General features: G+C 73.0%; 14 protein-coding genes. 11 read left to right on the top strand and 3 right to left on the bottom strand.

The genetic code is table 11. The annotated features are described in order from the left end of the window. Positions 1 to 2277: a glycogen debranching protein GlgX gene (gene glgX / locus ENKNEFLB_RS01620; RefSeq protein ID WP_214057607.1), complete on the bottom strand. Its 2277-nt coding sequence runs from the start codon at positions 2275 to 2277 to the stop codon at positions 1 to 3. A gap of 155 nt (positions 2278 to 2432) precedes the next feature. Here glgX and ENKNEFLB_RS01625 point away from each other — a divergent pair, with 155 nt between their 5' ends. After that, the gene (locus ENKNEFLB_RS01625; RefSeq protein WP_214057608.1) at positions 2433 to 3152 is read left to right on the top strand and encodes a VIT1/CCC1 transporter family protein; all 720 of its coding nucleotides are present in this window, start codon (positions 2433 to 2435) and stop codon (positions 3150 to 3152) included. After that, complete coding sequence (thpR, locus tag ENKNEFLB_RS01630; RefSeq protein WP_214057609.1) at positions 3149 to 3760, top strand: RNA 2',3'-cyclic phosphodiesterase; 612 nt, start codon at positions 3149 to 3151, stop codon at positions 3758 to 3760. The genes ENKNEFLB_RS01625 and thpR overlap by 4 nt, the downstream gene beginning before the upstream one ends. Here thpR and upp read toward each other — a convergent pair. Continuing rightward, complete coding sequence (gene upp, locus ENKNEFLB_RS01635) at positions 3742 to 4383, bottom strand: uracil phosphoribosyltransferase (protein ID WP_214057610.1); 642 nt, start codon at positions 4381 to 4383, stop codon at positions 3742 to 3744. The genes thpR and upp overlap by 19 nt on opposite strands. A 133-nt stretch (positions 4384 to 4516) precedes the next feature. Between upp and ENKNEFLB_RS01640 the strand changes: the two genes are divergently transcribed. Both ENKNEFLB_RS01640 and ENKNEFLB_RS01645 read left to right on the top strand, forming a co-directional pair. Continuing rightward, positions 4517 to 5020, top strand: a complete 504-nt coding sequence (locus ENKNEFLB_RS01640; RefSeq protein ID WP_214057611.1) for a tRNA adenosine deaminase-associated protein — start codon at positions 4517 to 4519, stop codon at positions 5018 to 5020. Positions 5021 to 5062: 42 nt separating this feature from the next. Next, on the top strand, positions 5063 to 5497 hold the full coding sequence (locus ENKNEFLB_RS01645; protein WP_214057612.1) for a nucleoside deaminase: 435 nt from the start codon (positions 5063 to 5065) through the stop codon (positions 5495 to 5497). A gap of 128 nt (positions 5498 to 5625) precedes the next feature. On the opposite strand, the gene ENKNEFLB_RS01650 is transcribed toward ENKNEFLB_RS01645, so the two are convergent. Further along, positions 5626 to 6666 carry a LacI family DNA-binding transcriptional regulator gene (locus ENKNEFLB_RS01650; protein WP_214057613.1) on the bottom strand — a complete coding sequence of 347 codons (1041 nt, stop codon included), beginning with the start codon at positions 6664 to 6666 and terminating at the stop codon, positions 5626 to 5628. 161 nt (positions 6667 to 6827) lie between these two features. Between ENKNEFLB_RS01650 and ENKNEFLB_RS01655 the strand changes: the two genes are divergently transcribed. From ENKNEFLB_RS01655 to rhaI, 7 genes are all read left to right on the top strand, one after another. Next, on the top strand, positions 6828 to 8378 hold the full coding sequence (locus ENKNEFLB_RS01655) for a sugar ABC transporter ATP-binding protein (RefSeq protein ID WP_214057614.1): 1551 nt from the start codon (positions 6828 to 6830) through the stop codon (positions 8376 to 8378). Continuing rightward, positions 8375 to 9439: an ABC transporter permease gene (locus ENKNEFLB_RS01660; protein WP_214057615.1), complete on the top strand. Its 1065-nt coding sequence runs from the start codon at positions 8375 to 8377 to the stop codon at positions 9437 to 9439. The genes ENKNEFLB_RS01655 and ENKNEFLB_RS01660 overlap by 4 nt, the downstream gene beginning before the upstream one ends. Continuing rightward, positions 9436 to 10329, top strand: a complete 894-nt coding sequence (locus ENKNEFLB_RS01665; RefSeq protein ID WP_214057616.1) for an ABC transporter permease — start codon at positions 9436 to 9438, stop codon at positions 10327 to 10329. Before ENKNEFLB_RS01660 ends, ENKNEFLB_RS01665 begins: the two co-directional genes overlap by 4 nt. Next, on the top strand, positions 10272 to 10496 hold the full coding sequence (locus tag ENKNEFLB_RS01670) for a hypothetical protein (protein ID WP_214057617.1): 225 nt from the start codon (positions 10272 to 10274) through the stop codon (positions 10494 to 10496). The genes ENKNEFLB_RS01665 and ENKNEFLB_RS01670 overlap by 58 nt, the downstream gene beginning before the upstream one ends. An 89-nt stretch (positions 10497 to 10585) precedes the next feature. Beyond that, entirely contained in the window at positions 10586 to 11623 is a 1038-nt protein-coding gene (gene rhaS, locus ENKNEFLB_RS01675; protein WP_214057618.1) for a rhamnose ABC transporter substrate-binding protein, read from the top strand. A gap of 63 nt (positions 11624 to 11686) precedes the next feature. Further along, on the top strand, positions 11687 to 12076 hold the full coding sequence (locus ENKNEFLB_RS01680) for an L-rhamnose mutarotase (RefSeq protein ID WP_214057619.1): 390 nt from the start codon (positions 11687 to 11689) through the stop codon (positions 12074 to 12076). Continuing rightward, entirely contained in the window at positions 12073 to 13236 is a 1164-nt protein-coding gene (gene rhaI / locus ENKNEFLB_RS01685; RefSeq protein ID WP_214057620.1) for an L-rhamnose isomerase, read from the top strand. Before ENKNEFLB_RS01680 ends, rhaI begins: the two co-directional genes overlap by 4 nt. Positions 13237 to 13314 lie beyond the last annotated feature (78 nt).

Genomic DNA, 13314 nt, shown 5'->3' on the forward strand with positions numbered 1-13314 from the left:
TCAGGAGTCCTCTCCCTGCTGGTGGTCCTGGTCGGGCCCGGACTGGTCCTGGGCGGCCTCCGGCGCCTGCGTCGAGGCGTACGCCGCGATCGAGGCGTCCACGGTGTCGTCGGGGGCGGCCTCGGGCTGCTCCCACTCCTGCAGCACCAGCACGCTGCGCGAGCAGACGGTCACGGTGTCGCCGGCGGTGAGGGTGTCGCGCTCGGCGGCGGTGCCGTTGGTGTCGATCACGGCGTGCCAACGGCCGGCGTACTCGTCGGGCGGGAGCGTGAGCTCGACGTCCTCGTGGTGGGCGTTGAAGTAGAGCAGGAAGTGGTCGTCCTCGATGACCTGGCCGCGGGCGTCGCGGCCGCGGATGCCGTGGCCGTTGAGGTACATGCCGAGCGTGCGGCCGTCGCCGTCCCAGGCGTCGTCGGGCATCGGCTCGCCGTCGGGGCCGAGCCAGACGATGTCGTTGAGGCGCTCGCCGGTGGGGTCGTCGGGGTCGGTGCGCACGGTGGTGCCGGTGAAGAAGCGCTTGCGGCGGAAGGTCGGGTGCTCGGCGCGCAGCCGCGCGACGGCCGCGGTGAACTCGACCAGGGGCTTGTCGAGACGGTCCCAGTGCATCCAGGCGATCTCGGAGTCCTGGGCGTAAGTGTTGTTGTTGCCGCCCTGGCTGCGCCCGGCCTCGTCGCCGTGCAGCAGCATGGGCACGCCCTGGCTGAGCATCAGGGTGGTGATGAAGTTGCGCTGGGCGCGGGCGCGCAGGCGCAGCACGTCCTCGTCGTCGGTGGGGCCCTCGACCCCGTGGTTCCAGGAGCGGTTGTGGCTCTCCCCGTCGTTGTTGTCCTCGCCGTTGGCCTCGTTGTGCTTCTCGTTGTAGGACACGAGGTCGCGCAGGGTGAAGCCGTCGTGGGCGGTGACGAAGTTGATCGAGGCGAACGGGCGGCGTCCCGACTGCTCGTAGAGGTCGGAGGAGCCGGCGAGCCGGCTGGCGAACTCGCCCAGGCTGGGCTCGCCGCGCCAGAAGTCGCGCACGGTGTCGCGGTACGCGCCGTTCCACTCCGACCACTGCGGGGGGAACCCGCCGACCTGGTAGCCGCCGGGGCCGACGTCCCAGGGCTCGGCGATCAGCTTGACCTGGCTGACCACCGGGTCCTGCTGGACGAGCTCGAAGAAGGTGGCGAGGCGGTCGACCTCGTAGAACTCGCGGGCCAGGGTGGAGGCGAGGTCGAAGCGGAAGCCGTCGACGTGCATCTCGGTGACCCAGTAGCGCAGCGAGTCCATCAGCAGCTGCAGGGAGTGCGGGTGGCGCACGTTGAGGCTGTTGCCGGTCCCGGTGTAGTCCATGTAGAACTTCTCGTCGTCCTCGACGAGGCGGTAGTAGGCCTGGTTGTCGATCCCGCGGAAGCTCAGCGTCGGGCCCATGTGGTTGCCCTCGGCGGTGTGGTTGTAGACCACGTCGAGGATGACCTCGATGCCGGCGGTGTGCATGGCCTTGACCATGGCCTTGAACTCCTGGACCTGCTGGCCGCGGCCGAGCTCGTCGCGCGCCGAGGAGGAGTAGTCGGCGTGCGGGGCCAGGAAGGCGAGGGTGTTGTAGCCCCAGTAGTTGCGCAGCCCCTGGTCGAGCAGGGTGCTGTCCTGGACGAACTGGTGCACCGGCATCAGCTCGAGGGCGGTGATGCCGAGCTTGGTGAGGTGCTCGGTGACGGCGGGGTGCGCGAGCCCGGCGTAGGTCCCGCGGAGCTCCTCGGGGACGTCCGGGTGCAGCTGGGTCAGGCCCTTGACGTGGCCCTCGTAGACGACGGTGTCGTTGTAGGCGATGCCCGGTGCGCGGTCGCCCTCCCAGTCGAAGAACGGGTTGATCACGACGCCGAGGGTCATGTGGGCCGCGGAGTCCTCGTCGTTGCGGGAGTCCTCGTCGCCGAAGGTGTAGGAGAACAGGCTCTGGTCCCAGTCGATCTCGCCGTGGGTGGCCTTGGCGTACGGGTCGAGCAGGAGCTTGTTCGGGTTGCAGCGCAGCCCCTGCGCGGGGTCCCACGGGCCGTGGACGCGGTAGCCGTAGCGCTGGCCGGGCTGGATCGTGGGCAGGTAGGCGTGCCACACGTGGGCGTCGACCTCGGTCAGCTCGACCCGGGTCTCGACGAGGGCGCCGTCACCGTCCGCGCCGCCGTCCGGGTCGGTGAACAGGCAGAGCTCGACCCGGTCCGCGACCTCGCTGAAGAGCGCGAAGGTGGTGCCGCTCCCGTCGAAGGTGGCCCCGAGGGGGTAGGCGTTTCCGGGCCAGGTCTCCATGTGACGTCCTTCAGCTCTGCGACCCGCGAGGACCCGCGGTTGGATCGATCAAACCACAGTGCGGGGAGGCCCACTCCCACCCCTGGGTGCCTTCCTGGGCGCGCGCGCCCGGTCCTGCGGGGCCGGGTCACCGGCCGGGTCACTAGCCTCGGCCCATGGCCTCCTCGGACCTCCCCGCGCACCCCGGTGAGCCGCACGTGCCGGGCCTGGCGCAGCGGCTGAGCTGGGTGCGGGCGGGCGTGCTGGGCGCCAACGACGGGATCGTGTCGACCGCGGGCCTCGTGGTCGGTGTGGCCGGGGCCACGACGTCGCGCTCCAGCCTGCTGGTCGCCGGCGTGGCCGGCCTGGTCGCCGGGGCGGCGAGCATGGCGGCGGGGGAGTACGTCTCGGTGTCCACGCAGCGCGACTCCGAGCGGGCGCTGCTGGAGAAGGAGCGCCGGGAGCTGGCCGAGGAGCCCGCGGCGGAGCTGGCCGAGCTGGCCGGTCTCTACGTCGCCCGGGGCCTCGACCCGGACCTGGCGGAGCAGGTCGCGGTGCAGCTGACCGAGCACGGCGCGCTCGCCGCGCACGCCGAGGTCGAGCTGGGGCTGGACCCCGACGCGCTGACCAGCCCGGTCGCGGCGGCGGTCGCGTCGATGGTGAGCTTCACCGTCGGGGCGCTGCTCCCGCTGCTGACGATCCTGCTGGCCCCCGAGCCGGCCCGGGTGCCGCTGACGGTCGCCGCCGTGGCCGTGGCGCTGGCGCTGACCGGCTGGGCCAGCGCCTCGCTCGCCAGCAGTCCGCGGGGGCGGGCGGTGGCGCGCAACGTCGCCGGCGGCGTGCTGGCGATGGTCGTGACCTACCTGGTCGGTGCGCTCGTGGGGACCCGGCTGTGAGGGTCTTCGCGGCGCTGGTGCCGCCGGTCGCGGCGCGTGAGGACCTCGCGGACTTCCTCGCCCCGCGGTGGGAGGCCGGACGGGCCGACGGGCTGCGGTGGACCGACCCCGAGCAGTGGCACGTGACGCTGGCGTTCGCCGCGGACGTCGACGACTGGCGCCTCGAGGAGGCGGAGGAGCGGCTGGCGGCCGCGGCGGCGCGGTCGGAGCCGCTGGTGGGCGCCGTCGCCGGCGGCGGCGCGTTCCCGGACCCCGTCGGGGCGAAGGTGGTGTGGGCCGGCCTGGTGCTGGACGGTGGGGGTGCGGCCGTGCTGGGGCGGCTCGCGGTCGGCGCCCGCACGGCGCTGGCCACCGCGGGCGCCGAGGTCGACGGTGCGCGGTTCCGCCCGCACCTCACCCTGGCCCGCCGCAACCGGCCCGGTCGGGTCGACGACTGGCTCCGCCTGCTCGACGGCTACCGCGGCCCGGTCGGGGCGTACGAGCACCTCACGCTGGTGGCCTCCCACCTCGGCGAGGGACCCCGCGGCCGGCCGCGGCACGAGGTGCTCGCCGAGCTGCCCCTGGGTGGGAGCCCGCCCGGGGCCGTGGGTCAGCCCGCGACGCCGTAGAGGCGGTCGCCGGCGTCGCCGAGGCCCGGGACGATGTAGCCGAGCTCGTTGAGGCGCTCGTCCATGGCGGCGGTGACGATGGTGACCGGGACCGGGTGGTCGCCGAGGGCGGCCTCAAGCTTGGCGCAGCCCTCGGGCGCGGCGAGCAGGCAGATCACGGTGATGTCGTCGGCCCCACGGCTGGTCAGGAACTCGATCGCCGCGATCAGGGTGCCGCCGGTGGCCAGCATCGGGTCCAGGACGTAGCACTGGCGCCCGGACAGGTCGTCGGGCAGCCGCTCGGCGTAGGTCGACGCCTCGAGGGTCTCCTCGTTGCGCACCATCCCGAGGAAGCCGACCTCGGCGGTCGGCAGCAGCCGCATCATCCCGTCGAGCATCCCCAGCCCGGCGCGCAGGATCGGCACCACGATCGGCTTGGGCGTGGCCAGGCGCACGCCGGTGGTCGGCGCGACCGGGGTGACGATCTCGTGCGGCTCGACGCGCACCGACCGGGTGGCCTCGTAGGCCAGCAGCGTCACGAGCTCGTCGGCGAGGCGGCGGAAGGTGGGCGAGTCGGTGCCGGCGTCGCGCAGCACGGTGAGCTTGTGGGCGACGAGCGGGTGGTCCACGACCTGGGTGCGCATGCGACGGAGCCTAGTGGTCGGCACCGGCGGGTCACGGCGGACGTACGCCCCTCTTGGTCCTCGCGTCCGGACCTGCGACGCTGGTCGCGGCGCCCCCGTCGGTCGCCGTCCCCCACCCAGACGGAGGCCTGCCATGAGCGAGGAACCGCTCGAGCAGCTCGACGCCGTCGACTTCGCCGTGATCGCCTTCCACGTCGACGGTGAGTGGGACGTCGACGAGCTCACGCTCGACCACCTCCTGGACGCCCCGACCCTGGTCGCGGCGATGCGCCGGCTGCCGGGCGAGGACTCGGTCGCGCTGGTCGCGGTGGACGAGGACTGGTTCCTGGTGGCCCGCGTCGTCGAGGGACGGGTCCGGATGCTGCTCTCCGACGCCACCGCGGCCGAGGACTGGGACCTGGCGGCCTCCGTGCTGGACCTGCTCGGCCTGCCCGAGCCCGAGGACGACGACGACCAGGTGCCCGCCGGTGACCTGGGGCTGCTGGCCGACCTCGGCATGGGCGCCGAGGACCTGGGCGCGCTGATCGCCGACCTCGACCTCTACCCGGAGGAGATCCTCTCCGAGGTGGCCGAGGAGATCGGGTTCGGCGACGACTTCGACGACGTCGTCGGGCTGGCCCCGGCCGACCACGCCTGACCGCCGGTGGGCGGGTCGCCGGCGGGAACGTGGGACGCGGCGATGCGGGCCGCGCTGGACGAGGCGCGCGCCGCGCTGCGCTCCGGTGACGTGCCGGTGGGCGCCGTCGTCGTCGACCCCGCCGGCGTGGTCGTGGGCGTCGGGCGCAACGTCCGCGAGGCCGAGGCCGACCCGACCGGGCACGCCGAGGTCGTCGCGCTGCGGGCCGCCGCGCGGGCCCGGGGCGAGTGGCGCCTCGACGGCTGCACCCTGGTGGTGACCCTCGAGCCGTGCACGATGTGCGCCGGCGCCGCGGTGCTCGCCCGGGTGGACCGGGTGGTCCTGGGGGCGTGGGACGAGAAGGCCGGCGCGGTCGGCTCGCTGTGGGACGTCGTCCGCGACCGCCGCCTCAACCACCGCCCCGAGGTGGTCGCCGGGGTGCTGGCGGGGGAGTCGTCGGCGTTGCTGGCGGAGTTCTTCGGCGGGCGACGGGGCTGAGGGGCGGCGCGGCTGAGGCGCGGCTGAGGCGCGGCTGAGGGCGTGGCGCGGGACGTCAGACGGACGGGGGACACGTTTGCCCGGAACGCATGACGTCCCGCGCCGTGGGCCAGCCCGGCCCCGGCGCGTCAGCCGAGCGTCGAGGTCCGGGCGACCAGCTCGGGGGTGAACAGCACCTGCCGGTGGACGTGGTCGGTCTCGGTCGTCTCGGCCAGCAGCAGGTCGGTGGCGGTGCGGCCGAGCTCGCGGCGCGGCTGCCGCACCGAGGTGAGCGGGACGGCCGCCGCCGCGGCGAACTCGATGTCGTCGTAACCCACGATCGCCAGCTCCTCGGGCACCCGGTGACCCCCGGCGATGGCCTGCTGCAGGAGCCCGAGCGCGAGCAGGTCGTTGGCGCAGAACGCCGCGGTGGGTCGCCGGGAGCGGGGTACGCCGGCCAGCCGGTCGCCCGCGGCCCGGCCCTCGGCGACGGTCAGCGCCGAGGTGCCCACGGTGGTGAGGTCTGCCTCGGGCAGGCCGGCGGCGGCCCACGCCTCGCGGGCGCCCGCCAGGCGGTCGCGGACCTGACCGAGGTCCCTCGGCCCACCGACGAAGGCGACCCGCTGGTGACCGAGGTCGACGAGGTGCTCGATCGCGACCCGTCCTCCGTGCCGGTCGTCGACGCCGACCGAGCAGAGCCGGTCGTCGTGGCGGACGCGGTCGACGACCACGACGGGGGTGCCGCGGGAGGCGACCTCGGTCAGCACCGGGGAGTCCGGGTCGACGGGGGTGACCAGGATGCCCTGCACCCGCTGCTGCTCGAGGTGGTCGAGGTAGTCGCGCTCCCGGGCTGCACGCTGGTCGCTGTTGCACAGGAAGACCGCGAGGCCGGCGGCCTCGGCGGCGCCCTCGATACCACCGGCCACGTCGGTGAAGAACGGGTTGCCGGCGTCGAGCACGACGTAGGCCAGGACCCGGCTTCGGCCGGCCCGCAGCTGGCGGGCCGACTCGTTGCGGACGAAGCCGAGGTCGGCCATGGCCTGCTCCACCCGGGAGCGGGTGCCGGCCGAGACCCGGTCGGGCCGGTTGAGCACGTTCGAGACAGTGCCCAGCGAGACGCCGGCGGCGGAGGCGACGTCCTTCACGCCGGGCGCCCGCAGCGGGGACGTGCCCGTGCCGTCCGGCGGCATCCGACCTCCTCGGTTGAAACGTTGTGGACGTGACGGGACGGGAGGATCGACCCCGTTCGCACGCCCTGCGCAGCGGATCCTGCCACACCTCTTGACGCCTGTGACAGCAGTCACCTAGTGTCCGGGACCACAGGTTGAAACCTTTCAATCACGGAGGACCGATGAGCACAGGGCCGAGCACGAGCGCGGGGACGTCCTCCCCGACGCTGGAGCTGCGCGAGGTCACCAAGTCGTTCGGCGCGGTCACCGCGTTGGCGGCGGGCACCCTGGTCGTGGAGCCCGGCTCGATCCACGCCCTGGTGGGGGAGAACGGCGCCGGCAAGTCGACGCTGGTCAAGGTCGTCGCAGGCGTCCACCGTCGCGACGGCGGCACCTTCCGCTTTCAAGGCGAGGACGTCGACTTCGGCTCGACTGCGGACTCCAAGGCGGCCGGCATCGCGGTGATCTACCAGGAGCCGACGCTGTTCCCGGACCTCTCGGTCACCGAGAACCTCTTCATGGGTCGCCAGCCGCTGGGTCGCGGACGCCGCATCGACCAGAAGGCCATGCGCGAGGAGGCCCGCGCACTCTTCGCCCGGCTCGGCGTCGCGATCGACCCCGCCCGCCCCGCGCGCGGACTGTCGATCGCCGACCAGCAGATCATCGAGATCGCCAAGGCCATCTCCTTGGACGCCGCCCTGCTGGTGATGGACGAGCCGACGGCCGCCCTGAGCGGCGTCGAGGTCGAGCGCCTCTTCACCGTCGCCCGCAGCCTGCGCGACGAGGGCCGCGCCCTGGTCTTCATCTCCCACCGCTTCGACGAGGTCTTCTCGCTCTGCGACACGGTCACCGTGATGCGAGACGGGGCCTACGTGGCCACGCAGCCGATCGCGACGACCACCGTCGACGAGGTCGTCGCCCAGATGGTCGGCCGTGAGGTCGGCGAGCTCTTCCCCAAGACCTCGGCGCCGGTCGGCGACGTCGTGCTCGAGGTGGAGGGCCTGACCCGGGCCGGCGTCTTCACCGACGTCTCCTTCTCGGTGCGCGCCGGCGAGATCGTCGGCCTGGCCGGGCTGGTCGGCGCCGGGCGCAGCGAGATCGCCCGGGCCGTCTTCGGCGTCGACGCCTACGACCGCGGTTCGGTCCGCGTCGGCGGGTCCGACCTGCCTGCCGGCAGCCCCCGCGCCGCGATCAGCGCCGGGGTGGCCTTCGTGCCCGAGGACCGACGCCAGCAGGGCCTGGTCACCGAGGGCACCGTGGCCCGCAACGTCGCCGGTGTCATCCGCCGCGGCCTGAGCCGCGGCGGCATCCTGACCTCGCGCGCCGAGAACGCCGCCGCCGGACCGTGGGCGGCCCGGCTCGAGGTCAAGACCAACGCCCTCGACATGCGTGCCGCCACCATGAGCGGCGGCAACCAGCAGAAGGTCGTGATCGCCAAGTGGCTCGCGACCGAGCCCCGCCTTCTCTTCATCGACGAGCCCACCCGCGGCATCGACGTCGGCACCAAGGCCGAGGTCCACCGGCTGCTCTCCCAGCTCGCCGGAGACGGCCTGGCCATCGTGATGATCTCCTCCGAGCTCCCCGAGGTGCTCGGCATGGCCGACCGCGTCCTCGTGGTCTGCGAGGGGCGCATCACCGCCGAGATCGACCGCGACGACGCCACCCCGGAGGTCATCATGCGTGCCGCCACCCGCTCCGAGGCCGCGACCGGCGTGACGGGGGTGCCCGCGTGAGCACCTCCCGAGTCGGCGGCCTGCTGCGCTCCCGCGAGCTCGCCGTCGCCGTGGTCCTGCTGCTGGTCGTCGCCCTGGCCACCTGGAACTCAGACTCGTTCCTGCTCAGCTCCGACGGGTGGCGCAACCTCCTGGTCACCCCGTCGCTGCTGCTGCTCCTCGCCGTCGGCCAGACGGTCGTCATCATCACCCGCAACGTCGACCTGTCGGTCGGCTCGGTGCTCGGCCTGACCGCCTACCTCACCGGCCGGCTCTTCACCGACAACCCCGGCATCCCGGTGGTCGTCGTGTTCCTCGCCGGCATCGCCATGGGCGCCCTGCTGGGGCTGGTCAACGGCGTGCTGGTCGCCTTCGGCAAGGTCCCCGCGCTGGTGATCACCCTGGGGACGCTCTACGTCTACCGCGGGATCTTCCTGTCCTGGGCCGGCAGCGACCGGATCAACGCCAGCGACATGCCGTCCTCGTTCCTGTCCCTGGGCACCAGCAGCGTCCTCGGGATCCCGCTGCTGACCGTCCTGGCCGTCGTGGTGCTGGTCGTCGTGGGCCACCACCTGCGCACCACCCGCAGCGGCCGCGAGCTCTACGCGATCGGCTCCGACCCCGATGCCGCCCGGCTCTACGGCCTGCCCGTCACCCGCCGCGTGCTGACCGCGTTCGTCGTCAGCGGCGCGCTGGCCGGGCTGGCCGGCGTCGTCTACGCCGCCCGCTACGGCACGGTCAGCAGCGGCGCCGGGCTCAGCATCGAGCTCCAGGCCGTCGGTGCGGCGGTGATCGGCGGGGTCGCCATCTTCGGTGGCTCCGGCACGGTCTGGGGCGCCGCGATCGGCGCCTTCCTCCTGGTCACGATCAACCGGGCCCTGCCGGTCGTCGGGATCTCGGACTTCTGGCAGCAGGCCGTGGTCGGCGCGCTGATCCTCGCCGCGATCGTGCTCGACCGGGTCCTGGCCCGGCGCCAGGAGCGCCGGCTCGTCGCCGAGCAGACGTCCGTACGCCTCGACGCCCCACCACCGCCGGGCACCCCGCCGGCCTCGTCCTCCTCCTCGCGGAAGGCCCACGCATGAGCGCCACGCTCTCCCGTACGCCCGCGCAGGCCCCCGCGCGGACCTACCCGGCCTACTCCCGCCCGCTGTGGCAGCGCGCCCTGCTGACCCGCGAGTTCGCGATCATCGCGCTGCTCGGCGTCGTGTGGTTCTACTCGGTCGCCGAGGTCCCCAACTTCGACGGGCCGCTGACGCTCTACTACCTGCTGCTCGACATCATCCCGATCCTGCTGATCGCGCTGCCGATGACGATGGTCATCATCACCGGCGAGATCGACCTGTCGGTGGCCAGCGTGGTCGGGCTGTCGTCGGTGCTGGTCGGCGTCCTGCACCAGGACGCGGGCCTGTCGATCCCGGTCGCCGGCCTCGTCGCGATCGTGGTGGGCGCGCTCTGCGGCGCCCTGAACGGCTTCCTGGTCTCCTACGTCGGGCTGCCGTCGCTGGCGGTGACCATCGGCACGCTGGCGCTCTACCGCGGGATCGCGGTCGGCCTGCTCGGCACGACCGCGGTCACCGACTTCCCCGAGAAGTGGACCGACCTGGCCACCCTGCGCATCGTCGAGGGCGGCAGCATCCCCTGGGTCGTCCTGCCGTTCCTGGTCCTGCTCGGGCTGTTCGTCTGGCTGCTGCACTTCTCCGGCTTCGGCCGCGGCGTCTACGAGACGGGGCTCAACGACGAGGCGGCCCGGTTCACCGGCGTCGACGTGGCCCGCACCAAGTTCTGGCTGTTCGTCCTGGCCGGCGCGGTCTCGGCCTTCGCCGGCATCTACTTCACCCTGCGGTACGGCTCGGCGCGCGGCGACAACGCCACCGGCCTGGAGCTGCAGGTGATCGCCGCCGTCCTGCTCGGGGCGTGTCCATCTTCGGCGGCCGCGGCGCCCTGCACGGCGTCGTCGCCGGCGTGGTCCTGATCGGCGTCGTCTCCAGTGCCATGCGCCTGGAGGGCTACACGGTCAACGTGATCAACATCGTGATCGGGGTCCTGCTCATCGCCTCGGTCATCTCCACCAGCGCGCTGGCCTGGGTCTCGGGACGGCTCCGGGCCCGGCGCACCCGCCGCAGCACCCGGGCGACCTGACCGACCCGCACCACCCGCACCCGCACCTGCACCACCCCGCGCGACCCGCACCACCTCCCGCACGCACCACCCGACGAAAGGCACCACCGATGAAGCTCAGCAACCGACGCGTCCCGGCCCTGGCCGCGATGACCCTGGTGACCGCCCTGTCCCTGACCGCCTGCGGCGGCGACGACGGAGGCTCGGGCGGCGAGGGCGGGGGCGGCGAGAGCGCCGGCGCCGGCGTGACGATGCTGCCCAAGAACCTCGGCAACCCCTACTTCGACGCGAGCGCGACCGGTGCGACCAGAGCGTCGGAGGAGTTCGGCGGCAGCTTCGAGATCGTCGGTCCCGACACCGCCACGCCGGACGCCCAGGTGCCGTTCATCAACACCGCCGCCCAGCAGGGCGTCGACAGCCTGGTGGTCTCCGCCAACGACCCGACCGCCATCTGCGACGCCCTCGAGGAGGCCAGCAGCGCCGGCACCAAGGTCGTCACCTTCGACTCCGACACCGACCCCGAGTGCCGCGACCTGTTCATCAGCCAGGCCGACGCCGAGGGCATCGCCACCTCGCAGGTCGACCTGATCGCCGAGCAGATCGGCGGGGCGGGCGAGGTCGCGATCCTCTCCGCGGCCGCCAACGCCACCAACCAGAACACCTGGATCGAGCTCATGCAGGAGTACGCCGCCTCGGAGTACCCCGACATCGAGATCGTCGACGTGGTCTACGGCAACGACGACGACCAGACCTCCTTCGACCAGACCGCGGCGCTGCTCCAGTCCTACCCCGACCTGGCCGGCATCATCAGCCCGACCACGGTCGGCATCGCCGCCGCGGCCCGCTACCTGTCCACCTCGGACGCCCAGGGGGAGGTCGCGCTGACCGGTCTCGGCACGCCCAACCAGATGCGTGAGTACGTCGAGGACGGCACCGTGCAGTCCTTCGCGCTGTGGAACCCCGAGGAGCTCGGCTACCTCGCCGCGTACGCCGCCGACGCCCTGGTCTCGGAGGAGATCACCGGCGAGGAGGGCGACTCCTTCAGCGCCGGCGACCTGGGCGACTACGAGGTCGGCGCCGACGGCGTCGTCGTGCTCGGCGACCCGACCGTCTTCGACGAGTCGAACATCGACGACTTCGACTTCTGAGTCGTCGACCGGCAGGACCCGCACCACCCGCCCACCCCCACCCGCAGGAACAGGGAGACCGCCGTGCCGCGCTACTGCTTCGAGCTCCGGGTCCGTCCCGAGCGGCTCGAGGAGTACGTCGCGCGCCACCGCGCGGTCTGGCCGGAGATGCTCGCCGCGCTCACGCGCACCGGCTGGCGCAACTACTCCTTGTTCCTGCGGGAGGACGGCCTGCTGATCGGCTACGTCGAGGCCGACGACCTCGCCGCCGCCCAGCAGGCCATGGCCGCCACCGATGTCAACGCGCGCTGGCAGTCCGAGATGGCCCCCTTCTTCACCGGCATCGAGGGCCGGGCCCCCGACGAGGGGTTCGCCCTGCTCCGCGAGGTCTTCCACCTCGAGGACCAGCTCGCCGAGCTGCCCACCGACCGGACCCGTCTCGCGACGGACCGACCAGACGAGAGAGCGACATGACCAGCTTCGCCGACATCACCGGGACCCTCGAGGGCCTCGCGATCGAGGTCCCCTCGTGGGCCTACGGCAACTCCGGGACCCGGTTCAAGGTCTTCGGCACCCCCGGCACCCCGCGCAGCGTCGAGGAGAAGATCGCCGACGCCGCCGTCGTCCACCGCCACACCGGGCTCTCCCCGACGGTCGCGCTGCACATCCCCTGGGACCGGGTCGACGACTACGCCGCCCTGCGCCGCTACGCCGAGGACCAGGGCGTCGGGCTGGGCACGATCAACTCCAACACCTTCCAGGACGACGACTACAGGCTCGGCAGCCTGACCCACGTCGACGCCGGCGTGCGCCGCAAGGCCGTCGACCACCACCTCGAGTGCCTGGAGGTGATGCGGGCGACCGGGTCGCGCGACCTCAAGATCTGGCTCGCCGACGGCACCAACTACCCGGGCCAGGGCGACCTGCGCGGGCGCCAGGACCGGCTGGCCGACTCGCTGGCCGAGATCTACGCCCACCTCGACCCCGAGCACCGCCTGGTGCTGGAGTACAAGTTCTTCGAGCCGGCGTTCTACCACACCGACGTCCCCGACTGGGGCACGTCGTACGCGCAGGTCAGCGCGCTGGGGCCGCAGGCGGTGGTGTGCCTGGACACGGGTCACCACGCCCCGGGCACCAACATCGAGTTCATCGTCATGCAGCTGCTCCGGCTCGGCCGGCTCGGCTCCTTCGACTTCAACTCCCGCTTCTACGCCGACGACGACCTGATCGTCGGCGCGGCCGACCCGTTCCAGCTGTTCCGGATCATGACCGAGGTCGTCCGCGGCGGCGGCCTGGCCCCGGAGTCCGAGGTGGCGCTGATGCTCGACCAGTGCCACAACATCGAGGAGAAGATCCCAGGCCAGATCCGCTCGGTCCTCAACGTCCAGGAGATGACCGCGCGCGCCCTGCTCGTCGACACGGACGCGCTCGTGGGCGCGCAGGAGTCCGGTGACGTGCTCGGTGCGAACGCCGTGCTGATGGACGCCTTCTACACCGACGTCCGCGGCGACCTGGCCACGTGGCGCGAGTCGCGCGGGCTGCCGGCCGACCCCGTCGCGGCGTACGCCGCGTCCGGCCACCGCGAGCAGATCGCCGCCGAGCGCGCCGGCGGCACCCAGCTGTCCTGGACCTGACCGGTCCCGCCCACGGCGCTCACCACCCGTACCCACCCACACCCGTGACACACCCGGCGACCCCGAGGAAGACACCAC

The sequence above is a fragment of the Nocardioides aquaticus genome, assembly GCF_018459925.1.
Taxonomy (GTDB): domain Bacteria; phylum Actinomycetota; class Actinomycetes; order Propionibacteriales; family Nocardioidaceae; genus Nocardioides; species Nocardioides aquaticus.